Consider the following 22,077-nt stretch of genomic DNA (forward strand, 5'->3'; position numbering starts at 1 on the left):
TAGCCGTGCCTGCCGCTAATTTTCGCGGGGCCTTCTACGTTCCGTAGGGATAGCCGAGTCACATTGTTCAAGCAAGGATCCAACATGGCATTGCACCCTGATCTGGCGGGTTTTCTGGAGCTGGTCGAATTTGGCCGGTTGACGGGCAGAAGCCTGCCCATGCACGCGATGGACGTGGCCCAGGCCCGGGCGGAGTTCGAGGGCAGCTCGCAAGTGCTCGACCCCAGCCCGCCCGGCAGCCTGCAGGTGAGCGAGCTGAACGTTCCGGCGCGTGATGGCGCCACCCTGCCAGCGCGGCTGTACCGCACGGGCGACGCGGGCGGTGCTTTGCAGCCGGTGATTTTCTACCTGCACGGTGGCGGCTACGTTGTAGGCAGTCTCGACTCGCATGATTCGGTGTGCCGCCGTCTGGCTGCCATGGGCGAGTTCGCAGTGTTGGCGGCGGATTACCGACTGGCACCGGAGCAGGCGTTTCCGGTGGCGCTGCACGATGTGTTGGATGCCGCCAATTGGCTGGCCGAACAGGCGTCAGCGCTTGGGCTGGACAATCGCCGAATGGTGCTGGCGGGGGACAGCGTCGGCGCCAGCCTGGCTGCGGTGCTGGCCATCACCGCCGTCGAACAGCCCGAGGTGTTGGCGTTCAAGCCGCTGGCGCAGTTGTTGTTCTATCCGGTGACCGATATTTCCTGCCAGCGCGAGTCCCATCGGCAACATGCCGAGGGCTACCTGCTGGAAACGCCTACCTTGGAGTGGTTCTACCAGCACTATGCGCCGCAGCCGGAGCAGCGCCTGGACTGGCGCGTGTCGCCCTTGCTGTCGACGCTGCGCGCGCCACTGGCGCCGGCTTATCTGTTCGTGGCCGAGTACGATCCGTTGCATGACGAAGGGATTGCCTACCGTGATTGGTTGGTAGCGGGCGGGACCGAGGTGACGTTTGCCCGGGTCGAGGGGCTGACCCATGACTTTTTGCGCATGTCGGGGATTGTTGGGCAGGTGGGCGGTATCTATCAGGATGTGGGACGTTGGCTGGAGGGGGTTGGGGATAAGGTTTGAGATTGCCGGGGGGCGCTTTGCGCCCCTTCCTGCAGCTCAGCGCACCCGCCGTCCCAGTACATCGACCAGCCGGTCGATCTCGGCCTCTGTATTGAGCAACCCAGGCGCGGTACGCACCACCGGCCCGGCATCACGCGACACCGCATCGACGACAATGCGCTGGCTGTTCAGGTACCCAGCCACGTCATCCGCCTCCTGACCCTTGACCCTGAAGAAGGTGAAACCTGCCGAGTAATCAGCGCTGCGGGGCGTCACCAGCTCGACCGCCTCAAGCGCCTCCAGGCGTTGCTTGAGGTAATCGTTGAGCCCATGAATACGCGCCTGGACCTTCGCCTTACCCTGCTGCAGGTGCAGTTCGAACGCCTTGCCCAGCGCCCAGCGGTGCTCGAAGGCATGGTAGCCACCGGGGGTCATCACGGTGGCGAAGTCTTCATTCTCGGAAAACGTGGCGATGGTCGGGTTCAGGTGCTTGAGCTCGGTGGAGGCCGCGCAGATGATCCCGGTGCCGCGTGGCCCGAACATCCACTTGTGGGTGCCGGCGATGAAGTAGTCGCAGTTCAGGTCGGCAAAGCGCACGTCCTCGACGCCGAAGCCATGCACGCCGTCAATCACATAGATAATTTGATCGCGCTCGTCGCGCTGGCGATTGACCTCGCGCACCAGTGCGCCGATCTCGCCGACAGGCAGCTTCACACCGCTGCCCGAATGCACCCAGGTCATGCCCAGTACGCGGGTCTTGGGGCTGATGGCCGCAGCGAGGGTGCCCAATACCTGGTCAGTGCTGACCAGAGCGGGGTTTTCGAACAGGCGCAGTCTGCGCACCGGCGTGCCATCGCGCGCGGTGCGAAAGCCCAGGGTATGGCGCGCCGCCGAATGCTCGTGCACGGTGGTGAGGATTTCCTGCCCCGGCGCAAGCTTCAGGCCGCCATAGATCAGGCCCAGGCCTTCTGTGGTGCTGCCGGTCAGGGCGATCTGCCGAGGGTTCACTTCCAGGTAGCGGCCCGCCCACTCGCGCACGGCGGCTTCGTGCTTCCACTCCGACTGGCTGTCCCAGTCGACCATGCGTGCCGGGTGCCGGTCGAAGCTCGCGCGCAGGGCTTCGATGGCCTCGCGCACGGGCTTTGGGTGTGAGGTGATCAGGAAGTTGGCGAAGTGCGCGTACTCCGGGTCCAGCTCGAACAGGCTGCGAAAGCCTGCCCAGGCGTCGCCACCTGCAGCTGGCGAGGCGGCGTGTGCGCCCGGCAGCCACTGGCTGGCCAAGGGCAGGGCGGCGGCCAGGAGGCCTGCCCGCTTGAGAAACGTACGGCGATGGTTCATGAAGGCACTCGCAGGCTTATCGGGACGAGGTGGTGGCGGGTTGTGCGGCGTGCTGCACCTGTTCCCACACGCGCAGGAAGTTGCCGCCCCAGAGCTTGGCGATATCGGCCTCGGAATAACCGCGGCTGATCAGCTCGGCGGTCACGTTGCGCGCTTCGCTGGCGTCGTGCCAGCCGTCAATGCCGCCGCCTTCGTTGAAGTCCGAGCTCAGGCCCACATGGTCGATGCCCACCTTGCGCACCGTGTAGTCGATGGCGTCGCCAAAGTCCTTGAGCGTGGCCGGTGGTTCTTCGTCGAGGATCCCGTACAGCGCGTTGGCGTACTGGCCCACTTTCTGTTCGGGCCAGCCGGCGATGACCGGGTCGCCCGGCATCAACGCGTAGTTGAGGTTGGCCAGTGGCGGCAGGTCGTAGCGGGCGCGCAGGTCGTTGAGTTTGCCCTGGGTCTTGGGGCTCAGCGGCTTGAGATAGGTTGAAAACGCCACCAGCTGGATCACCCCACCGCTGTCCTTGATCAGTTGCATCTCCTTGTCGGACAGGTTACGGGCGATATCGACCATGGCCCGCGGGGCCGAATGCGAAGCCACCACGGGCGCGCGGCTGAGGCTGATGGCCTGGGCCAGTGCCTTGCTCGACATCTGCGACACATCGATGATCACGCCCAGGTCGTTGAGCCGCTGCACGGCACGTTTGCCGACCGGCGAAAGGCCGTCCAGGGCATCGGCGGTGTCATTGAAGAACGGCAGCGGGCGCGAAGAGTCGGCCCAACTGTTGTTGCCCACATAGCTGAAGCCGAACATGCGCACGCCGCGTGCGGCCCAGCGGTCCAGCTGATCGACGTCGTCGCCCAGGGCATAGGCATTGAGCATGCTGAGGAACACTGCGAACTTGCCCTCGCCATGCAGGCGCCGCATGTCTTGCGGGGTGTAGGCGATACCGACCTGCTCGGGGAAGTCGCGGACCATGGCGTCGATGGCGTTGTAGCGCACTTCCTGGGTGTGGCGCGCGGCTTCGACGAAGCCTGCGGTCGGCCGGTGCGGGCCATCGTCGCCGGTCCAGGATTCGGGCCAGGCGAAGATGGTCAGTGCGGCGCCGGACAACCGCCCGCGGGCGGCCTTGGCGAGGTCGAAGCGGCCGTTGCCGTCTTTGTCAGCCTCGCTGCCTTCGGTGCCGAAGGTCAGCGGCAGGGTGACATGGCTGTCGAACGAGATGATGCGTTCCTGCAGGTCGTTGGCCTGGCGCACCACTTCTCTGGAGTAGCCTGCCGGTGTGTTGAAGTAGTGCCAGGCGGCAAAACCGGCACCTGCGGTCACGGCCGTGGCCAGGCTGATAAACAGGGCTTTCTTCCAGCGTGGAGTCGTCATCTTGGTCTCAGTAGGTTCACCGTCGAGGGATGGGCACAGAGGCCGCCGCTACCTGGAGTGAACGAGCCTGCCGTGTGGAAATTTAGCCAGCCACGGCGGCTCGTCTACGCCAGCAACGGTAAATTTTGCGGTGTGTACAACGTTCTAGCCTTGGACGGGCCGTGCTCCATGGCCGCAATCAATGCACAGGTAGTTGCAATGACGATTTCTCGACGTGGGTTCATCGCCGGTGTGGCATTGACGGGCGCGGTGGTGCCCGGTGCGTGGTATGCCCAGCGCCAATGGGCCGCCGAAGCGTTCCCGGAAACCCCCGGCGAGGCGGTCGTCGAACTGGCCGATACACCGTTGCAGCAGTTGGGTGACACCTTGCGCGGGATCTGGCGCTGGACCCTGCAGGGCAAGGACGCGGGCCTGCAAGGCTTGCCTGACGGCGAACTGGAGTTGTTCCTGGATGTTGCACCCAGTGGCCGGGCGCTGCGTGGTTATCTGGACACCCCCGAGCGTCTGCGCAGTGATGAACAGCCGCGCTATCGCGTGGTGGGCGACCTGCTGGCAGACAAGCCAGGCACCTTGCGCTGGCGCTTGTTCTCGACCCAGCCAGGTGAAACGCAGGCGCGCTATGAATGCCATATCGTCATCGACGAGGTGTGGGGCCGCTTTGGCAATGCCGGGCCAGCGACCCTCAATGGGCGTATCGCGCAACTGGACCGTGCGCTGTCGTTGCCGGTGCAGGACAACCACTTTCTGGCGCTCAAGCACACCTTCCCCGAGGCGCGTGAGCGCACGCCACTGAGCCCGCAGTTGCTGGCCTGGCTGATTACCCCGGAGCACCGTCTGTTTCACCAGTTGTGGCATGCCTCGCGTGACAAATGGCACAAGCTGGACAAGGACAAACATGCCGCCCTGCGCGGCTTGGGCTGGCAGCCGGGGCCGCGTGAGAGGGAGCGTGACGCGCGTGGCCGGCACAAGGACCGCAACGGCTCGGGCGAAGACTTCTTTTTCATGCACCGGCATATGCTCGGTAGCGCGCGAGCCTTGCAGGACCTGCCTTCGTGGGCGCGGTTTCCGCAGCCACAGCCGGAGCTTGAGCGCGACCGCGCAGGCTTCGCCCGCTATTTCGACAACCACGATGGGAATGCCTTGCCGCCCACCTGGCTGGCGAGCGGCGACGCGGAATACACCCAGTGGGTGCGCGACATCAAGAGCCCGGATACCTACCATGGCAACTTCCAAGTCTGGGAGTCGCGTTACAGTGACCCTGAATACCTGAGCACGTTGACCCTGGGCCAGTTCGGTTCGGAAGTGGAGCTGGGCCTGCATGACTGGCTGCACATGCGCTGGGCTTCGGTGCCGCGTGACCCTGTCAACGGCATGCCGGTGCCGACGGCGCGCACGCCTGACGATTTCGCCTTGCGCTGGTTTGCGGCCCAGAACGACTTTCTTGGCGACCCGTTTTCATCCCACGTGAACCCGGTGTTCTGGCAGTTTCATGGTTGGATCGATGACCGCATCGAGGACTGGTTTCGGGCCCATGAGCGGGTTCACCCCGGTGAGGTGCGGCGCCTTGAAATCAATGGTGTGCCCTGGTTTGCGCCAGGGCGCTGGGTTGAAGTGGCCGACCCTTGGTTGGGGCCTGATACGCACGGGTGCTCTACAGTGCCGGGGTTGAGGCCGGGGCGCAGTGTGGAGATGGACCCGGAAACGATGAAGCTGGCCTTGCGGATTATCTATAGCGATGAGGACCTGTTTGGCAAGTTGCGGCCGAAGGTGCCACAGCGGCCTTGGTATGCGCGGAATTTGAAGGTGGGCGTGCGGGGGCGTTGATATCGGTTGGGGGTGGCCTTGGGGTGTAGGGCGGTAATTTTGCAGCGCCCATGAGATCGAGCGCCGCCCGCGCGGCGCTCGATCTCATGGGCGCCGAAAATCTACCGCCCTACGCCCAGCTACTGCCCAACCTTCCACCCACCCCCCAACGCCTTGTAAAGCGCCACGCTGCCTTGCAGCCGTGCCAGCCGTAGCTGCGCCTGCTGATCCTGCGCCAGGTACAGCGTGCGCTGGGTCTCCAGCACGCTGAGCAAGGTCTCGGCGCCTGCGCCATAGCGCTGCTGGGCCAGGTCGAACGCCAGGCGTGCCTGCTGCACCTCCTCGTCCTGCCACTGACGCTGGCGGTCCACGCCATGAATAGCGTTGAGCGCTTTCTCGACATCGGCGAAACCCGCCAGGATGCTGCCCCGGTAAGCCTCCAACAGCTCGACCTGCTCGGCTTCTGCCAGGTCGCGCGAGGCCCTTAACCGGCCGTTGTTGAAGACCGGCGCGACCAGCCCGGCAGTGAGGGTGTAGAACGAGCTGTCGAAGACACGCGCAAAGGTATTGGCGCCGCTGCCCAGATTGGCCCCCAGGGTCAGCTTGGGCAGCATTGCAGCCCTGGCCACCTGTACGTCGGCGCTTGCCGCTGCCAGCCGCGCTTCGGCTGCGGCGATGTCCGGGCGACGGCTTAGCAGCTCGCTGGGGATGCCACTGCCGATGGCCGGCCACTGCAGGGCATCGATCGCTTCACGGCTGGGCGGCAGGGCCTGGACCGGGTCGCCCAGCAGCGTGGCCAGGGTGACTTGGCTGTCTTGCCACTTCTGTTCAAGCAACGGCACCTGCCGCTCCTGGGCGGCCACCAGGCTGCGCTGCTGGGCCAGCTCCAGGCGCGTGGCCGAACCTGTGCGCTGGCGGGCTTCGACCAGGCCCAGTACATCACGCGCATTGCGCAGGTTGAGCCGGGCGATGTTCAACTGTTCTGTCAGGGCAAGGCCTTGCAGATAGCTGTCGGCCACGGCGCTGACCAGGGTCAGTTCGACGGTTTGCCGATCGAAGCGGCTGGCGTCGAGGCTGTGCAACGCGCTGGCGCGGGCGGCGCGCAGGCCGCCCCAGAAATCGATCTCGTAGCTGGCGCTGAGTTTCAGGTCGAAGGAGGTACTGGTGCGCTCGTTGCTGCTGACGTCCAGCTGGTCGTTGCCTTTGCCATGCAGCAGGCGCTGGCGGCTGCCATCCAGGCCCAGGTTCAGTTCGGGTAGCAACGGCGCGCCAGCGATGACAGCCTGGGCCTGGGCTTGGCGCACCCGTGCCGTGGCAGCCGCCAGGTCGTAGGCGTTGAGCCGGGCGCGCTCGACCAGGCGGTCCAGCTCGCTACTGGCGAAGGCACGCCACCATTGTCCTGACGGCAGTTGGGCCGAGGACGGCTCGACCTCGCCTTGCCAGGCTTGCGGTGCAGCGATGCCGCTTTCTGGAGTGGGGGGCGTGCTGCAAGCGGCGAGGCTCAGGCACAGGGTCAACAGGCTGATACGGCTTGGCAGAGTCATGGGTTATTCGCTGGTAAGGGCTTTGACCGGGTCGAGTCGGGCGGCCTTGCGGGCCGGCATGAAGCCGAACACGATGCCGGTGACGACAGCGCAGGCGAACGCGCCGAATATGGCAGGCAGGGCAAAGGCCACGGCGATCTCGGCCAGCATCAGGCCGCCGCCGATGGCCAGGGCCAGGACAATGCCGGCAATGCCGCCCACCATCGACAGCATCACGGCCTCGCTCAAAAACTGCCGCAGGATGTCGCGCTGACGCGCGCCGGTGGCCATGCGGATGCCAATTTCACGGGTGCGTTCGCGCACGGTCATGAGCATGATATTCATCACCCCGATGCCGCCCACCAGCAGTGAAATTGCGGCGATCGCCCCCAGCATCAGCGACAGGCTGTTCTGCGTGCGTGCTTCGGCCTGGATCAATGCCGCATCGTTGGTCAGCTCGAAGTCCTGACGGCCTTGGTGGCGCTGGCGCAGCAAGTGATCGATGGCCGCTTCGGCTTCGTTGACCCGGGTGGAGTCGAGGGCGGCAACGGTGATGTAGTCCGGGTCGCGCTGGCCAAACAGGCGGATTGCTGCCGCGGAGTAGGGCACCGCGATGCGCCCGTCGCTGTCCTGGTCGCCGGAGCTCGCGCCCTTGCCGGCGAGGATGCCGACGACCTGGAACGGCACGTTGCCGATCAGGATGTACTGCCCCAGCGGGTCGCGCCCGGGGTCGAGCATCTTTTCCCGGACCTTCTGGCCGATCACTGCTACGGCCGCCGCATTGGCTTCGTCGGCCTCGGTGTAGAAGGCGCCCTCGACCGCTGGCCAGTTGAAGATCTCCGGGAACCAGGTGTTGTTGCCGCCGACATAGAACTGCTGGCTGTTGTTGCCGTGGCGCACCATCATCTTCTCGCCGATCACAGGCATGACGTGTTTGACCTGGGGCAGTTCGCCGATGGCGGCGACGTCGTCGAGGGTGATGGTGCCGGCCTGCTCGCCAAGCGTTGCCGGCTTGCCGTTGAGGTAGAGGATGTTCGAACCGAATGCCGCCATTTGCGCCATGACCTGACGCTTGCTGCCTTCGCCGACGGCCAGCATGACCACCACCGAGGCCACCCCGATGACAATGCCGAGCAGCGTCAATGCGGTGCGAAAGCGGTTGACCCACATCACCCGCCAGGCCGCCTGCAGGGCTTCGAACAGTTCACCCTTCCATGCCCCGCGCAGGGTCGCGCCGCGGTCCAGGCGCTGGCGCAGGTCGTCGGCCTGCAGCCCTTGGTCGGTGTTGACGGGGGTATGCTCGGCGGCCGAATCGCTGATGATCAGCCCATCACGGATTTCGATGACCCGTTGCGCCCGCGCCGCCACTTCGCGGTCGTGGGTGATCAGGATGATTACATGGCCCTGGCTGGCCAGTTCGTCGAGCAGCGCCATGACTTCGGTGCCGCTGTGGCTGTCGAGCGCGCCGGTGGGTTCGTCGGCGAGGATGATGTGGCCACCGTTCATCAGCGCCCGGGCAATCGACACCCGTTGTTGCTGGCCACCGGACAGCTGATGCGGGCGGTTGCCGGTGCGGCTGGCCAGGCCGAGGCGGGTGAGCAGGGCGGTTGCCCGCGCGTGGCGCTCACTGGCGGCGATGCCGGCGTAGATGGCCGGCATCTCGACGTTCTCCTGGGCCGAGCCCGAGGGGATCAGGTGGTAGCCCTGGAACACGAAGCCAAAGGCTTCGCGGCGCAACCAGGCCAGCTCGTCGCTCTCCAGCTCGGCCACGTCCTTGCCGGCAAAGTGATAACTGCCGGCGGTTGGCCGGTCGAGGCAGCCGAGGATGTTCATCAGCGTCGACTTGCCTGAACCGGATGCGCCGACGATGGCGACGAATTCGCCAGGGTGAATGCTCAGGCTGATGCCCTGGAGGATGTCGACCTTGGGGGTATCGCCGCCGCCGTAGGACTTGCGGATGTCGATCAGTTCGATCAGGGGCGTTGTCATTCAACCTCCGCTGACGCTGGGGGCGCCGATGACCAGGCGTTCGCCTTCGCTGAGGCCGTCGAGCACCTGCACCCGCAGGCGGTCGCTCAGGCCGGTACGCACCTGGCGCTGTTCCACTTCGCCTTTGCTGTTGAGTACCCGGGCGAGGCGCAGGCCTTCGCTGTCGTCCAGCGCCGCAAGTGGCACGGTCAGCACCTGGCTGGCCTGGCCTGCGACAAAGAACACCTGGGTGGTCATCTCGGCCATCAGGGCGCCGTCCGGGTTGTCGACGTCCAGCAGCACGGTGTACTGCACCACCTGGCTGCCGGTGGTGCCATTGGCGGCACTGGCCGGGCTGCCACCGCCCTGGCTGGTCTGGTCCAGCGGCTTGGGCGGAATCGGCAGAATCTGCCGCACCGTGCTGGTCCAGCGGCGTTTGCCGCCGGCCAGGGTGGTGAAGTAGGCGGTCATGCCGGGTTTGACCTTGCCGATGTCGGCTTCCGATACCTGGGCCCAGACGGTCATGGGCGAAAGCTTGGCGATGCGCAGGATCAACGGCGTCTGCTGTTGCGCGTTGAGGGTCTGGCCTTCACGGGCATCGACCGCCACCACGGTGCCGTCCATGGGCGCATAGATCCGCGTATAGCCCAGCTCCGCCTCGTCACTGCGCAGGTTGGCCTGGGCCTGGCGGATCTGCGCCTGGAACATTTCGATGCGTGCCTGGGTCACCTTGAGTTGGGCATCGGCGGCCTGGACGTCTTCGTCGCGGGTTGCCCCGGCGGCGGCCAGGTCGCGCTGGCGCTTGAGCTGCTGCTGGGCCAGTTGAAACTGTGCGCGCTGTTCGGCCAGCTGGGCCTTGAGGTTGTCGATCGAGTAGCGCCCGGCGTCGAGCCTGGCTTGCTGGGTGGAGGGGTCGATCTCGACCAGCAACTGGCCTTTGCGCACCGGGTCGCCGGCTTCGACGTGCAATTTGTGGATCTGCCCGGAAGCCTGGGCACCCACGTCGACGTAGCGCCGCGGCTGCAAGGTGCCCAAGGCGGTGACGCTGCTTTCGATGTCGGTGCGGGTGACGGCGACCGTGCTGAACGGCTGCGCGCCGAAGGGCAGGGTCTTCCAGGCCAGCAAGCTGCCCAGGCTTAGCAGGGCCAAGCCACCGAGCAGTATCCGACGGCGGGTGTGGGGTAAACGTCTCATGCAGACTTCCAGCCAGGGGTGATGGCCACGCACAGCCAAGAAAGCGGCGCGCACTGAGGTCCCAGTTAGACGAAGGCTAACGGGACGGATTTAGCGAGAACGGGGGGAGGATGTCGTGTTGCTGAGAATAATTATAGTTTGTACTATCGCACGTTGACATCACTCAGTCCCGCGTAGCTGCCCGAAACGGCTTTCTGGCAAAGGCAGGCAGGACGACCTCAGGTAACGTCGTGGAACATTACTATCGCGAACTGGTGGGCTTCCTCTCCGCGCGCCTGGGCAGTCGTCAGGCTGCCGAAGACGTCGCGCACGATGCCTATCTGCGGGTACTGGAACGTACCGATGCCGAACGGATCGAGCATCCGCGTGCCTTTCTCTATCGCACAGCGCTCAACCTGGTGGTCGATCGTCACCGGCGCCACCAGGTGCGCCAGGCCGAACCGCTGGAGGTGCTCGACAGCGACGAGCGCTGGCACAGCCCGGCACTCACCCACGACATGCAGCTCGACCAGCGCCTGGCGCTGATGCAGCGCGCCCTGGATGAACTGGGCAAGGTTTGTCGCGACTGCTTCCTGCTGCGCAAGCTCGATGGCCTGTCGCATCAGCAGATTGCCGAGCACCTGGGGGTGTCCCGCAGTGTGGTTGAAAAGCACATCGTCAATGCCATGAAGCACTGCCGTGTGCGCATGCGCGAGTGGGAATCCTGAAAAACGGGTGAAAGGCGGATGAAAATTCCGTCACCCCGTCACTTGATTTCTGCGGGTTTCCCGACAACTATCAAGAGAGACCCCAGCCAGGCATAGCTTTGGCGATTGCCGTTACTGGCGCAGTATGGTCAGGGAGTGTCCCTTTTTACCTACTGCCCAGGTCCGAAAATGGCAAACAAGACCCTGCGCATCCTCATCGCCGACGAGCACCCTTGCCAGCGTTTGCAGCTGGAGAAACTGCTCAATGGCCTTGGCTATTACCGGATTGCACCCGTGGACAGCTTCGAGGAGCTGCAGCGCCTGGTGCAATGTGCCTTGCAGCCCTTTCACCTGCTGCTGGGCAACATCGAGCTGGCCAGCCATGTGGGCGTCGACCTGGCGCGCTTCTGCCGGGTCAGCACGCAGATCCAGCATGCCCTGCTTTATCACTCCTCGCAGTTGAAAGTGCCCGCCGTGCCGCAGACCGAACGCCAGTCCGTCAGCCTGAGCCTGCCGCAGGTGCCGGATAACGAGGCGCTCGAGTCGTTCATGGCGATCATCGACGCGCCGCTGCTGGTCGGCAAGCTGCCTCTGCCTGTGGCAGCACCGGCCAGCACACTGCGCCCGCGGGTGAACTTCGCGCAGACGGTGTTCAGCCGCTAGCGTCGAGGCGGGCAGGGCAAGGCAGGTATTTGCTATCCTCTTGCCCTTTGCCGATCTGCGGACCCTGCCATGACTGCCATCGATACCGCTCGCCCGCCCCGGTTCAGCCGTGGCGACCACCGGACCCTGGGCCTGGCGGCGCTGGGTGGCGCGCTGGAAATCTACGATTTCATCATCTTCGTGTTCTTCGCCCTGACCCTGAGCAAGTTGTTCTTCCCGCCCGAAATGCCCGAATGGCTGCGCCTGTTGCAAAGCTTCGGGATCTTCGTCACGGGCTACCTGGCGCGGCCGCTGGGGGGCATCGTCATGGCGCATTTCGCCGATCACCTGGGGCGCAAGCGGGTGTTCAGCCTGAGCATCCTGATGATGGCCCTGCCGTGCCTGCTGATCGGGGTGATGCCGACCTATGCCGACATCGGCTATGCGGCGCCACTGATTTTACTGGCACTGCGCATTCTGCAGGGGGCCGCGGTCGGCGGGGAGGTGCCAAGCGCCTGGACGTTCGTTGCCGAGCACGCGCCACAAGGGCGGCGCGGTTATGCCTTGGGCTTCCTGCAAGCCGGGTTGACCTTTGGCTACCTGCTGGGGGCGCTGACCGCGACCTTGTTGGCCCAGGCGTTTACCGCGCAGGAAATTCTCGATTACGCCTGGCGTTACCCCTTTCTGCTCGGGGGGGTATTTGGTGTGATCGGCGTGTGGTTGCGCCGCTGGCTAAGTGAAACACCGGTGTTCATGGCCTTGCGCGAGCGTAAGGAACAACCCGTGGCGTTCCCCCTGCGGCGGGTGCTGGGCGAGCATCGTGGGGCGTTGCTGCCGGCAGCGCTGCTGACCTGCGTGCTGACGTCGGCAGTGGTGGTGTTGGTGGTGATCACGCCGACGGTGATGCAGCAGCGCTTCGGCATGACCGCCGCGCACACCTTTGCCTTGAGCAGCGTGGGTATCGTGTTCCTGAATATCGGCTGTGTGCTGGCCGGGCTGCTGGTCGATCGCCTGGGCGCCTGGCGTGCGCTGATGATCTACAGCCTGCTACTGCCGCTGGGTATCGGGGCGTTGTATGCGAGCCTGGTGGGGCAGTGGGGCGCAACCTGGCTGGCTTATGCACTGGCAGGGCTGTGCTGCGGTGTGGTGGGCGTGGTGCCGTCGGTGATGGTCGGGCTGTTCCCGGCGCAGATCCGGGTTTCGGGCATCTCCTTCACCTACAACATTGCCTATGCCCTGTGGGCGAGTACCACGCCCTTGGCGCTGATCGCTCTGATGCCGTGGAGCCCGTGGGTGTGTGTCGGCTTTTGTCTGATCATGGGCGCGGTGGGGCTGCTCACGGCCCTGTATTTCGGGCGTCGTGAGCCTTTGGCGTTTGCGGCGGAGCCGATGCCGATCATGTGTGGTGACAAATGAGGCATTAGAGGCAGGTGGGGGGTGGGGCAGACTTCCAGGTGGGGGCTATTGGAATAACCTATTAGCCAAATTTAACCTGGAAGGTTAATTTCTCATGGAAAAGAGAACGCCTCATTGCCCGCTGCAACGGATAAAAGCACTGACTGCGGCAAGGCGCGTCAGCCCTACGGGCGCTGCATTAAGAGACGCTAAGGCGCTAGGAATGGATTTTCCGGGCATGCTTGAGGTAATCACTAGCTTGAAGCGCACTGATTTCTACAAAAGCATGACCAGCCATATTGATCACCGGGTTTGGCAGGACGTGTACCGCCCGCTTACAGCGGTTGGCTACGTTTACCTGAAAGTGTCCGTGATCAACGACGTGCTTATCGTGCCCTTCAAGGAGTTGTAATCATGAGATGTCCAATTTGCGGGGGTGCCGAGCTTGCGCCTGACACTCAGGGCATGCCTTATCGCTACAAGGGAGAGACCACCCTGCTCCCGGACGTAAGTGGCGATTATTGTTCCGCATGCGGTGAGTGCGTGCTGAGCCATGATCAAGCCATGCGTGTCAGCGATCTGATGACGGCATTCGAGCGCCAAGTCAATGCAACTGTAGTGGACCCTTCTTTCATTGCCTCCATACGCAGGAAGTTCGACCTCGATCAGCGGCAAGCGGGGGAAATTTTTGGTGGTGGGGTCAATGCGTTCTCCCGTTATGAAAATGGCAAGACCACCCCACCCGTGGCGCTGGTAAAGCTGCTGAAGCTACTGGATCGCCACCCCGAACTGTTCGAGGAAGTGCGTACAGCCTGATGCGAGCAGGCAACAAAAAGCCCCTGACTCCAAGGAGGCAGGGGCTTTTGTTGCTGCAGGGGCATGGCCTTACATGTTCGGGTAGTTCGGCCCGCCGGCGCCTTCAGGCGTAACCCAGGTGATGTTCTGGGCCGGGTCCTTGATGTCGCAGGTCTTGCAGTGCACGCAGTTCTGCGCGTTGATCTGGAAGCGCTTGCTGCCGTCTTCCTGGCTGACCACTTCGTACACGCCGGCCGGGCAGTAGCGTTGGGCCGGCTCGTCGTACAGCGGCAGGTTGCTGGCGATCGGCACGTTCGGGTCGGTCAGCTTCAGGTGGCAGGGTTGTTCCTCTTCATGGTTGGTGCTGGAGAGGAATACCGAGCTGAGCTTGTCGAAGCTGAGCTTGCCGTCTGGTTTCGGGTAGTCGATTTTTTTCGAATCGGCCGCGAGCTTGAGGCAGGCGTAGTCCGGCTTGGTGTCGTGCAAGGTGAACGGCAGCTTGCCACCGAACCAGTTCTGGTCGACATAGTTGAAGGCTGCGCCGAACAACGGGCCGAACTTGTGCATGGCCGGGCCGAAGTTGCGGCTGGCGAACAGCTCTTCATGCAGCCAGCTGGCCTTGAAGGCGTCGACATAGGTAGTGAGTGCGTCGCCACCCTCGCTGCCGGCAATCAATGCGTCGGCCACTGCGTCGGCGGCGAGCATGCCAGACTTCATCGCCGTGTGGCTGCCCTTGATCTTGGCCACGTTCATGGTGCCCAAGTCGCAACCGATCAGCGCGCCACCGTTGAAGACCATCTTCGGCAGCGAGTTGATCCCGCCCTTGGCCAGGGCGCGGGCGCCGTAGCTGATGCGCTTGCCGCCTTCGAGGTACTGGCTGATCACCGGGTGGTGCTTGAGGCGCTGGAACTCGTCGAACGGCGACAGGTACGGGTTGGCATAGGACAGGTCGACGATCAGGCCGACCACCACCTGGTTGTTTTCCAGGTGATACAGGAACGAGCCACCGGTGTTCTCGGTGCTCACCACGTCCAGCGGCCAGCCGGCGGTGTGCACCACCAGGCCCTGTTCGTGCTTGCTCGGGTCGATTTCCCAGATTTCCTTCAGGCCGATGCCGTAATGCTGGACGTCGGATTCACTGTCGAGGTTGAAGCGCTTGATCAGCTGCTTGCCGATGTGCCCACGGCAGCCTTCGGCGAACAGCGTGTACTTGGCGCGCAGTTCCATGCCTGGGGTGTACAGGCCGTCTTTCGGGTTGCCTTCGCGGTCGACACCCAGGTCGCCGGTGACGATACCGCGCACCACGCCGTTTTCATCGAACAGCGCTTCCTGGGCAGCGAAACCTGGGTAGATTTCCACGCCCAGGTTTTCGGCCTGCTGGGCCAGCCAGCGGCACAAGTTGCCCAGCGAGATGATGTAGTTGCCCTCGTTGTGCATGGTCTTGGGCACGAACAGGTCAGGGACCTTGATCGAGCTGCCGCCATCCTTGAGCACGTAGATGTCGTCGCGCTTTACCGCAGTGTTGAGCGGTGCGCCGAGTTCCTTCCAGTCGGGGAACAACTCGTTCAGTGCGCGCGGTTCGAATACCGCGCCGGAGAGGATGTGGGCACCGACTTCAGAGCCTTTCTCGACCACGCAGACGCTGATCTCGCTACCGGCTTCGGCGGCCTTCTGCTTCAGGCGGCAGGCGGCGGACAGCCCCGCCGGGCCGGCGCCGACGATGACCACGTCGAATTCCATGTATTCGCGTTCCACTGGTTCTCTCCTACTCATCAAGGCTCGTGCTGTTGCTTGGTCTTATGGGTGTGGGGTGATCATGCGCACCGCGCTTCACGGGAGCGGAGCTGTAGCTGCGCAGAGGATGGACTACACCGTTTTGTCTTGGCCGCGCATTATATCTACACCACTTGGCGGGTCCAATACAAACGTTTGTTTGAATTTGCCGCAGGCCAGTAAAATCACAGGAGTGCGGCTGGAGGGTGACCGATTTGCCGTATTGACCGGATTGGGTGTTGCGGTCAAGATACGAGCGGTTTTACGTTCGCCGTAGGCTTGTCGCCGGGCGCAGGTACACCTCTAAAAACCTGGTGTGGAGTAAGGCTTTGCGGCCAATTCACGGTTTGTAGTGGAGTTTACACGCCACCACAGAAAATGACCCGCGGGTATTTGCCGCAAGCGTCATGACAAGACTGCTCGGTCACCTTGAAGTTTGCTCTACCCGGTACGTTTTTAGAGGTGCCCTTGTACCCACGCGCATCGCCGGGCATGTCCCCAGGCGACTTTCTATTCACCGGAGAGTAACGAGGAATCCATGAAGGTTCTTGTAGCTGTCAAACGAGTGGTCGACTACAACGTCAAGGTTCGCGTCAAAGCGGACAACTCCGGCGTCGACCTTGCAAACGTCAAGATGTCCATGAACCCCTTCTGCGAAATCGCCGTTGAGGAAGCCGTACGCCTGAAAGAAAAGGGTATTGCGACCGAGATCGTCGTGGTTTCCGTCGGCCCGACCACTGCCCAGGAGCAACTGCGTACCGCCCTGGCCCTGGGTGCCGATCGCGCCATCCTGGTAGAAGCCGCTGACGAACTGAACTCCCTGGCCGTGGCCAAGGCACTCAAGGCTATCGTCGACAAAGAGCAGCCACAGCTGGTCATCCTCGGCAAGCAGGCCATCGACAGCGACAACAACCAGACCGGCCAGATGCTGGCCGCGCTGACCGGTTACGCCCAGGGTACCTTCGCCTCCAAGGTGGAAGTCGCTGGCGACAAGCTGAACGTCACCCGTGAAATCGATGGCGGCCTGCAGACCGTATCGCTGAACCTGCCAGCGATCGTCACCACCGACCTGCGCCTGAACGAGCCGCGCTACGCGTCGCTGCCGAACATCATGAAGGCCAAGAAAAAGCCGCTGGAAACCGTCACGCCAGACGCGCTGGGCGTTTCCCTGGCCTCCACCAACAAGACCCTCAAGGTCGAAGCGCCTGCTGCACGCAGCGCGGGTATCAAGGTCAAGTCGGTGGCAGAACTGGTCGAGAAACTGAAGAACGAGGCGAAGGTAATCTAAATGACTATCCTGGTTATCGCTGAATACGAAAACGGCGCCGTGGCCCCGGCCACCCTGAACACTGTCGCCGCTGCCGCCAAGATCGGTGGTGATGTGCACGTGCTGGTCGCAGGCCAGAACGTCGGTGGTGTCGCCGAAGCCGCTGCCAAGATCGCCGGTGTTGCCAAGGTGCTGGTTGCTGACAACGCCGCCTACGCCCATCTGCTGCCAGAAAACGCAGCGCCGCTGATCGTCGAGCTGGCCAAGGGCTACAGTCACGTGCTGGCCCCGGCCACCACCAACGGCAAGAACATCCTGCCGCGCGTTGCCGCACTGCTGGACGTCGACCAGATCTCCGAGATCATCGCGGTGGAGTCGGCCGACACCTTCAAGCGCCCGATCTACGCCGGTAACGCCATTGCCACCGTGCAATCCAGCGCTGCGGTCAAGGTCATCACCGTGCGCACAACCGGTTTCGACGCAGTCGCGGCCGAAGGCGGTTCTGCCTCGGTTGAAACCGTCGCTGCCGCCCATGACGCTGGCAAGTCGTCCTTCGTGGGTGAAGAGCTGGCCAAGTCCGACCGCCCAGAGCTGACTGCAGCCAAGATCGTCGTTTCCGGCGGCCGTGGCATGGGCAACGGCGACAACTTCAAGCACCTGTACAGCCTGGCCGACAAGCTCGGCGCTGCTGTGGGCGCCTCGCGCGCTGCAGTGGACGCAGGTTTTGTGCCCAACGACATGCAGGTCGGCCAGACCGGCAAGATCGTCGCCCCGCAGCTGTACATCGCCGTCGGTATCTCCGGCGCGATCCAGCACTTGGCGGGCATGAAAGACTCCAAAGTGATCGTTGCGATCAACAAGGACGAAGAAGCGCCGATCTTCCAGGTTGCCGATTACGGTCTGGTCGCTGACCTGTTCGAAGCGGTTCCGGAGCTGGAAAAGCTGGTCTGATCCGCCTGCTTCACTTATAAAGAAGCCCGGCCCTCGTACTGAGGGCCGGGTTTTTTTATGGATTTCAGTGTCACAGCCAGGAGTGAGCATGAGGTTTGGCAAAGCAGGCGGGGTGCTGGCGTGCATGGCGGCGTTGCTGTCGTCGGCGACAATGGCGGCAGGCAAGTGCGAGCGCCTGGTCGCGACCGGCAGCCCTGATGCGCCTCCCTATTCCTGGCAGGACCCGAAGGACCCCAAGCACCTGATTGGCGCCAATGTCGAGCTGTTGCAGCAGGTGGCCAGCGAGCTGGGGGTCAAGGTGGACGTGCTGAGTGCCGGTCGGCGCGACCAGGCCCTTGAGGAGGTTCGCAGCGGGCGTATGGACCTGCTGCTTGATACCCCGCTGCAGGTCGGGCAACTGACGGCGCTGGACTATATCCACCCACCTTTGCAGTTGAACGAATACCTGGTCTGGACCCGTCATGACGCTGAGCTGGCCTTCGATGGCCCGGCGGATCTGGCCAACTACCAGGGCAGCATGTCCGAGCGTGCACGTCTGACCCCCGCTTTTGAAGCCTTTGCCAAAGCGCACCTGAAGTTGCAGCCGGCGCAGAACCTGACCCAGGCGTTCCAGAAGCTGGTGTTGGGGCAGGTGGACTATGTGCTTGCGGGGCGCTACTCCGGCATGGCCATGACCCAGAGCCTGGGCATGAGCAACGACCTGATTGCCCGCGGCCTGCCGGTAGATCGCCCTGGGTTGTACCTGGCCGTGTCACACAACTCGGCATGCAATGACAGCTGGCTGCGTGGGCAATTGGCGAAAAAACTGACAGAATTGCCGATCTCCGGTGCGTCCGAGGCTGTGCTGCAACGTAATGTCGAGCGCTGGAAGGCGCAGATGCAGGTGCCGCTGGACGCCCCCAAACACTAGGAAGATTGCGTGAGAATCCAACCACTGATCCTTGCTCTGGCCGTGTTCGGCCTGGCGGGTTGCGCCAACGACCCGGCGCCGAACGAGCAACTGCGCATTTCCGAGCAGGCGCTGGAACAGGCCAAGGCTGTCGGCGCCACCGACCAGGTCGAAGCGCTGAAGCTGGCCGAAGACAAGCTTGCCCGGGCCAAGACCAACATGCTCACCGAAGATTTTCGCGATGCGCGCATGCGTGCCGAGCAGGCTGAGCTGGATGCGCGCCTGGCCGAGGCCCAGGTGTTGAACCAGAAGAGTGAAGAGCAGCTGCAACTGCTGCAGTCGCGGGTCAAGCGCCTGCGTAAACAGCTGGAGGTGCAGCCATGATGCGCTCTACACCCATGGCCGCGCTGGTGTTGCTGGCGTTGACCGCAGGCTTGCAGGGTTGCGCCAGTCAGCGCAGCGAGGCGGCACTGGATGAGGCCAGTGCAACCTTCCAGAAGGTCAAGGACGATTCCGACGTGCTGCGCAGTGCGCCACGTGACGTGATCCGCGCAGGTGAATCGCTGGCGCGGGCCGAGCGCCTGTCCAGTTATGTCGGCACCGGCACCGATGTGCGCCATTACGCCTACCTGAGTCAGCGCTACAGCGAAATCGCCAGCGAGCACGCCAAGCTCGCGCTGAACCAGGAGCGCCTGGCCAAGCTCGACCTGGAGCGTCAGCGCCTGCAGCTGGCGCTGCGTGAAGCCAAGCTGGCCAGCGTCCAGCAGCAAGGCAAGTGGGTCGAATCGCAGATTGCCGCGCTGGCTTCGGAGCAGACGGACCGTGGCCTGGTGATGACCCTGGGTGACGTGCTGTTCGATACCGGGCGTGCCGACCTGAAAAACTCGGCCAGCCGCACCGTGCTCAAGCTGGTGCAGTTCCTTCAGCTCAATCCGCGCCGGGTGGTGCGTATCGAGGGGTACACCGACAGCACCGGTGCGCCGGAAGACAACCTGAAGCTCTCGCGTGATCGCGCGCAGGCAGTGGCCGATATGCTGGCGGACCTGGGTATCGACGAGAAGCGTCTGCAGGTTGAAGGCTACGGTGACCAGTACCCGATCGAGGCCAACGCGTCGGAGCGGGGCAGGGCGCAGAATCGCCGGGTCGAGATCGTCTTCTCTGATGACAAGGGCAAGCTCGCGCCGGCGCGTTGATCCCCTCAACGATCGCCGAACGTTTGTAGGGGCGCCCGGCAAGGGCGCCCCTGCACAGAAACCGTACTCACGGGAATTCGGCCGGGTGCTGTCACGCAACTGTATTGTTGGCTATTCTGCAATCTGTCCCCGTACACTTCGCAACTGTTACGGTATTCTCTGCCGTCAGTGTGTCGCACAAGAATAACGAGCCCGTCCGCGCGTCGAGATATCGCCATGACCAACCTGCTGCTATATCAGCGTATCGCCCAGCAACTGGCCGATGACATCCGTCGCGGTGTCTACCAGCCAGGCGAACGTGTGCCGTCGGTGCGCAAGATGAGCGCTCAGCTCAATGTCAGCCACGCCACGGTGCTGCAGGCCTATGCCAATCTCGAAGACCAGGGGCTGATCCGCGCGCGCCCGCAGTCGGGCTATTACGTTCACCAGACCCCGGCCCTCACCGCGCAAACGCCGGATATCGCCCGGGTGGAGCGCCCGGGCCTGGTGACCCGGGCAAGCATCATCCAGCAGGTATTGACCGAGGCGCGCCGCGATGGCGTGTTTCCGTTCGGCGCAGCGGTGCCTCACGTGGACTATCTGCCGGTGCGCGCCCTGCATCAGCAGATTGCCAAGGTGACCCGCTTCCATAGCCCGCGTGCGTTCAGTTACATGTTCAGCCCGGGCTTTGAGCCGTTGCGCCGGCAGATTGCCATTCGCATGCGCGATGCCGGCGTGCTGGTAGACCCGCGTGAAGTCATCGTGACCCATGGCTGTGTCGATGCGCTGCAGATGTCGCTGCGGGTGCTGACTCGCCCGGGCGACCTGATCGCCGCCGAGTCGCCGACCTACTACGGCCTGCTGCAGTTGGCCGACTTGCTGGGCCTGAAGGTGATCGAAATCCCCAGCGACCCGTCTACGGGCATCAGCCTCGAGGCCTTGCAGTTGGCCGCCAACCAGTGGTCGATCAAGGCACTGGTACTGACCTCGCGCCTGAGCAACCCGTTGGGTGGCACCATCCCTGAAGAACGCCAGAAGCAATTGCTGCGCCTGGCCTCTGACTTCGATATCCAGATCGTCGAAGACGACATCTATGGCGAGCTGATGTTCGAGCAGGGCAAGACCAAGGCGCTCAAGGCATTCGATCGGCTCGACCGGGTGATCTACTGCTCGAGTTTTTCCAAGACATTGTCGCCGGGTGTGCGGGTCGGCTGGATGGTGGCGGGGCGCTACCAGGATGAAATCCAGCGGCTGCAGACGTTCACCACCCATTCGGCGTGCAGTGTGACGCAGATGGGGGTGGCCGCCTATTTGGAGAACGGCGGCTATGACCGCCATCTGCGCTACATCCGCCAGGAGTACCGCAAGAACCTCAGTGCCTACCAGTTGGCGGTGCAGCAGCACTTCCCTGAAGGCACCCAGATGACCCGGCCTACTGGTGGTTTCATCCTCTGGGTGAGCCTGCCGGGGCGGGTCAATACCCAGGACTTGCATGTGCGGGCGCTGGAGCAGGGCATCAGTATCGCGCCCGGGTTGATCTTCAGTAACACCGAGCAGTTCAACCACTGCATCCGGCTTAACTGCGGGATTCCGTGGAATAAAGAGGCCGAGCGGGCGGTGATCACCCTTGGCCTTTTGGCTCAGCAATTGTGCAGAGAGCCTACGGGTTCACTTTTGTAGGCTTGCCAGGCGCAGGCGGAACAGGGAGCATATGCATTTTTCCAGCCTGACTGTCGATGTCCATGAAACTGTTGCGCTGTATCGCCCTTAGTTTTTGCCTTGTGCCGCTCTGCCACTTTGGCGCAGTGGCGCAGGCTGCTCAGCCTGCTGCCGAGGCACAGGCTCGCCAGGCCAAGCCTGCGCAGAAGGCCCCTGCCAAGCCTGTGTCGAAGCAGGCTGTCAGCAAGGGCAAGCCTAAGCCCAAGCCAAAGCCTGCGCGCAAGCCGGTCAGCAAGGCGGTGGCCAAGCCGCTGCCCCAGCCCAAGCTCGACCTGAGCCTGCCTGTCGAAATGGTCAATGACCTTGAGCCGAATGTCGGCAGTTCGGCCACGCGGCGCAAACCTTTGCTGCCCGCAATGTTTACCGAAAAACCCCAGAGCGATGAAAGCCCGTTCCAGCTCAATGGCCGATTGATCAGCAATGAAATGCAGCTGCAGTTGCGCAATGAAAGCCGCCGCGATGTTGAAGGGGCAGCGATCGAATTCGAGTACCGCCAGTAGCCAGTGAACTGACTGCCGGGTCACGGCAGATTTCATCGGGCCAGCAATTTCAAACGCACGTTTGAGC

General features: G+C 63.4%; 20 protein-coding genes. 14 read left to right on the forward strand and 6 right to left on the reverse strand.

The window, feature by feature from the left end; all coding sequences use genetic code 11:
* Nucleotides 1–84: 84 nt before the first annotated feature.
* On the forward strand, nt 85–1,053 hold the full coding sequence (locus DJ563_RS02205; RefSeq protein WP_434518734.1) for an alpha/beta hydrolase: 969 nt from the start codon (nt 85–87) through the stop codon (nt 1,051–1,053).
* 36 nt (nt 1,054–1,089) lie between these two features.
* Here DJ563_RS02205 and pvdN read toward each other — a convergent pair whose 3' ends face one another.
* Nucleotides 1,090–2,370, reverse strand: a complete 1,281-nt coding sequence (pvdN, locus tag DJ563_RS02210; RefSeq protein WP_434518735.1) for a pyoverdine-tailoring periplasmic protein PvdN — start codon at nt 2,368–2,370, stop codon at nt 1,090–1,092.
* Nucleotides 2,371–2,386: 16 nt separating this feature from the next.
* Nucleotides 2,387–3,733, reverse strand: coding sequence for a dipeptidase (locus DJ563_RS02215; protein ID WP_434518736.1), 1,347 nt, complete (start codon nt 3,731–3,733; stop codon nt 2,387–2,389).
* 198 nt (nt 3,734–3,931) lie between these two features.
* On the opposite strand from DJ563_RS02215, the gene pvdP reads away from it, so the two are divergent.
* Nucleotides 3,932–5,557: a pyoverdine maturation tyrosinase PvdP gene (pvdP, locus tag DJ563_RS02220; protein WP_274099026.1), complete on the forward strand. Its 1,626-nt coding sequence runs from the start codon at nt 3,932–3,934 to the stop codon at nt 5,555–5,557.
* Nucleotides 5,558–5,676: 119 nt separating this feature from the next.
* Here the strand turns inward: pvdP and DJ563_RS02225 are convergent, their stop codons facing one another.
* From DJ563_RS02225 to DJ563_RS02235, 3 genes are read right to left on the reverse strand one after another with little or no spacing between them, the layout of a single operon-like run.
* Nucleotides 5,677–7,080 (reverse strand): efflux transporter outer membrane subunit, encoded by a 1,404-nt coding sequence (locus DJ563_RS02225; RefSeq protein ID WP_434518737.1) that lies wholly within the window; start codon nt 7,078–7,080, stop codon nt 5,677–5,679.
* A gap of 3 nt (nt 7,081–7,083) precedes the next feature.
* Nucleotides 7,084–9,048 carry a MacB family efflux pump subunit gene (locus DJ563_RS02230; RefSeq protein WP_434518738.1) on the reverse strand — a complete coding sequence of 655 codons (1,965 nt, stop codon included), beginning with the start codon at nt 9,046–9,048 and terminating at the stop codon, nt 7,084–7,086.
* The gene (locus tag DJ563_RS02235) at nt 9,049–10,221 is read right to left on the reverse strand and encodes an efflux RND transporter periplasmic adaptor subunit (RefSeq protein WP_274098610.1); all 1,173 of its coding nucleotides are present in this window, start codon (nt 10,219–10,221) and stop codon (nt 9,049–9,051) included.
* Nucleotides 10,222–10,451: 230 nt separating this feature from the next.
* On the opposite strand from DJ563_RS02235, the gene DJ563_RS02240 reads away from it, so the two are divergent.
* From DJ563_RS02240 to DJ563_RS02260, 5 genes are all read left to right on the forward strand, one after another.
* The gene (locus DJ563_RS02240; protein ID WP_033699303.1) at nt 10,452–10,928 is read left to right on the forward strand and encodes a sigma-70 family RNA polymerase sigma factor; all 477 of its coding nucleotides are present in this window, start codon (nt 10,452–10,454) and stop codon (nt 10,926–10,928) included.
* A 168-nt stretch (nt 10,929–11,096) separates the two neighbouring features.
* Nucleotides 11,097–11,570, forward strand: coding sequence for a histidine kinase (locus DJ563_RS02245; RefSeq protein WP_274098611.1), 474 nt, complete (start codon nt 11,097–11,099; stop codon nt 11,568–11,570).
* Nucleotides 11,571–11,639: 69 nt separating this feature from the next.
* Nucleotides 11,640–12,965: an MFS transporter gene (locus DJ563_RS02250; RefSeq protein WP_274098612.1), complete on the forward strand. Its 1,326-nt coding sequence runs from the start codon at nt 11,640–11,642 to the stop codon at nt 12,963–12,965.
* A gap of 94 nt (nt 12,966–13,059) precedes the next feature.
* Nucleotides 13,060–13,356, forward strand: a complete 297-nt coding sequence (locus DJ563_RS02255; RefSeq protein WP_434518739.1) for a type II toxin-antitoxin system MqsR family toxin — start codon at nt 13,060–13,062, stop codon at nt 13,354–13,356.
* 2 nt (nt 13,357–13,358) lie between these two features.
* Complete coding sequence (locus DJ563_RS02260) at nt 13,359–13,760, forward strand: type II TA system antitoxin MqsA family protein (protein ID WP_274098614.1); 402 nt, start codon at nt 13,359–13,361, stop codon at nt 13,758–13,760.
* A gap of 69 nt (nt 13,761–13,829) precedes the next feature.
* On the opposite strand, the gene DJ563_RS02265 is transcribed toward DJ563_RS02260, so the two are convergent.
* Nucleotides 13,830–15,512, reverse strand: coding sequence for an electron transfer flavoprotein-ubiquinone oxidoreductase (locus tag DJ563_RS02265; protein WP_077068488.1), 1,683 nt, complete (start codon nt 15,510–15,512; stop codon nt 13,830–13,832).
* A 538-nt stretch (nt 15,513–16,050) separates the two neighbouring features.
* Between DJ563_RS02265 and DJ563_RS02270 the strand changes: the two genes are divergently transcribed.
* The 7 genes from DJ563_RS02270 to DJ563_RS02300 all read left to right on the forward strand — a co-directional run bounded on the left by DJ563_RS02270 (nt 16,051) and on the right by DJ563_RS02300 (nt 22,010).
* Nucleotides 16,051–16,800 carry an electron transfer flavoprotein subunit beta/FixA family protein gene (locus DJ563_RS02270; RefSeq protein WP_033699291.1) on the forward strand — a complete coding sequence of 250 codons (750 nt, stop codon included), beginning with the start codon at nt 16,051–16,053 and terminating at the stop codon, nt 16,798–16,800.
* Nucleotides 16,801–17,730 carry an electron transfer flavoprotein subunit alpha/FixB family protein gene (locus DJ563_RS02275; protein WP_033699289.1) on the forward strand — a complete coding sequence of 310 codons (930 nt, stop codon included), beginning with the start codon at nt 16,801–16,803 and terminating at the stop codon, nt 17,728–17,730.
* An 88-nt stretch (nt 17,731–17,818) separates the two neighbouring features.
* Nucleotides 17,819–18,640, forward strand: coding sequence for a substrate-binding periplasmic protein (locus DJ563_RS02280; RefSeq protein WP_274098615.1), 822 nt, complete (start codon nt 17,819–17,821; stop codon nt 18,638–18,640).
* Nucleotides 18,641–18,649: 9 nt separating this feature from the next.
* Nucleotides 18,650–19,003, forward strand: coding sequence for a DUF4398 domain-containing protein (locus tag DJ563_RS02285; protein WP_274098616.1), 354 nt, complete (start codon nt 18,650–18,652; stop codon nt 19,001–19,003).
* On the forward strand, nt 19,000–19,812 hold the full coding sequence (locus DJ563_RS02290; protein WP_186657251.1) for an OmpA family protein: 813 nt from the start codon (nt 19,000–19,002) through the stop codon (nt 19,810–19,812). The genes DJ563_RS02285 and DJ563_RS02290 overlap by 4 nt, the downstream gene beginning before the upstream one ends.
* A 216-nt stretch (nt 19,813–20,028) precedes the next feature.
* A complete protein-coding gene (locus DJ563_RS02295) occupies nt 20,029–21,471 on the forward strand; it encodes a PLP-dependent aminotransferase family protein (protein WP_033699281.1) in 1,443 nt (480 codons plus the stop codon).
* 62 nt (nt 21,472–21,533) lie between these two features.
* Nucleotides 21,534–22,010 (forward strand): hypothetical protein, encoded by a 477-nt coding sequence (locus DJ563_RS02300; protein WP_274098623.1) that lies wholly within the window; start codon nt 21,534–21,536, stop codon nt 22,008–22,010.
* Nucleotides 22,011–22,077 lie beyond the last annotated feature (67 nt).

The organism is Pseudomonas sp. NFX1, assembly GCF_051123555.1.
GTDB lineage: Bacteria > Pseudomonadota > Gammaproteobacteria > Pseudomonadales > Pseudomonadaceae > Aquipseudomonas > Aquipseudomonas capeferrum.

Coding starts and splice junctions, on each gene's coding strand:
- DJ563_RS02205 (WP_434518734.1), top strand. CDS start 85: ATGGCATTGCACCCTGATCTGGCGGGTTTTCTGGAGCTGGTCGAATTT.
- pvdN (WP_434518735.1), bottom strand. CDS start 2,370: ATGAACCATCGCCGTACGTTTCTCAAGCGGGCAGGCCTCCTGGCCGCC.
- DJ563_RS02215 (WP_434518736.1), bottom strand. CDS start 3,733: ATGACGACTCCACGCTGGAAGAAAGCCCTGTTTATCAGCCTGGCCACG.
- pvdP (WP_274099026.1), top strand. CDS start 3,932: ATGACGATTTCTCGACGTGGGTTCATCGCCGGTGTGGCATTGACGGGC.
- DJ563_RS02225 (WP_434518737.1), bottom strand. CDS start 7,080: ATGACTCTGCCAAGCCGTATCAGCCTGTTGACCCTGTGCCTGAGCCTC.
- DJ563_RS02230 (WP_434518738.1), bottom strand. CDS start 9,048: ATGACAACGCCCCTGATCGAACTGATCGACATCCGCAAGTCCTACGGC.
- DJ563_RS02235 (WP_274098610.1), bottom strand. CDS start 10,221: ATGAGACGTTTACCCCACACCCGCCGTCGGATACTGCTCGGTGGCTTG.
- DJ563_RS02245 (WP_274098611.1), top strand. CDS start 11,097: ATGGCAAACAAGACCCTGCGCATCCTCATCGCCGACGAGCACCCTTGC.
- DJ563_RS02250 (WP_274098612.1), top strand. CDS start 11,640: ATGACTGCCATCGATACCGCTCGCCCGCCCCGGTTCAGCCGTGGCGAC.
- DJ563_RS02255 (WP_434518739.1), top strand. CDS start 13,060: ATGGAAAAGAGAACGCCTCATTGCCCGCTGCAACGGATAAAAGCACTG.
- DJ563_RS02260 (WP_274098614.1), top strand. CDS start 13,359: ATGAGATGTCCAATTTGCGGGGGTGCCGAGCTTGCGCCTGACACTCAG.
- DJ563_RS02265 (WP_077068488.1), bottom strand. CDS start 15,512: ATGAGTAGGAGAGAACCAGTGGAACGCGAATACATGGAATTCGACGTG.
- DJ563_RS02270 (WP_033699291.1), top strand. CDS start 16,051: ATGAAGGTTCTTGTAGCTGTCAAACGAGTGGTCGACTACAACGTCAAG.
- DJ563_RS02275 (WP_033699289.1), top strand. CDS start 16,801: ATGACTATCCTGGTTATCGCTGAATACGAAAACGGCGCCGTGGCCCCG.
- DJ563_RS02280 (WP_274098615.1), top strand. CDS start 17,819: ATGAGGTTTGGCAAAGCAGGCGGGGTGCTGGCGTGCATGGCGGCGTTG.
- DJ563_RS02290 (WP_186657251.1), top strand. CDS start 19,000: ATGATGCGCTCTACACCCATGGCCGCGCTGGTGTTGCTGGCGTTGACC.
- DJ563_RS02295 (WP_033699281.1), top strand. CDS start 20,029: ATGACCAACCTGCTGCTATATCAGCGTATCGCCCAGCAACTGGCCGAT.
- DJ563_RS02300 (WP_274098623.1), top strand. CDS start 21,534: ATGAAACTGTTGCGCTGTATCGCCCTTAGTTTTTGCCTTGTGCCGCTC.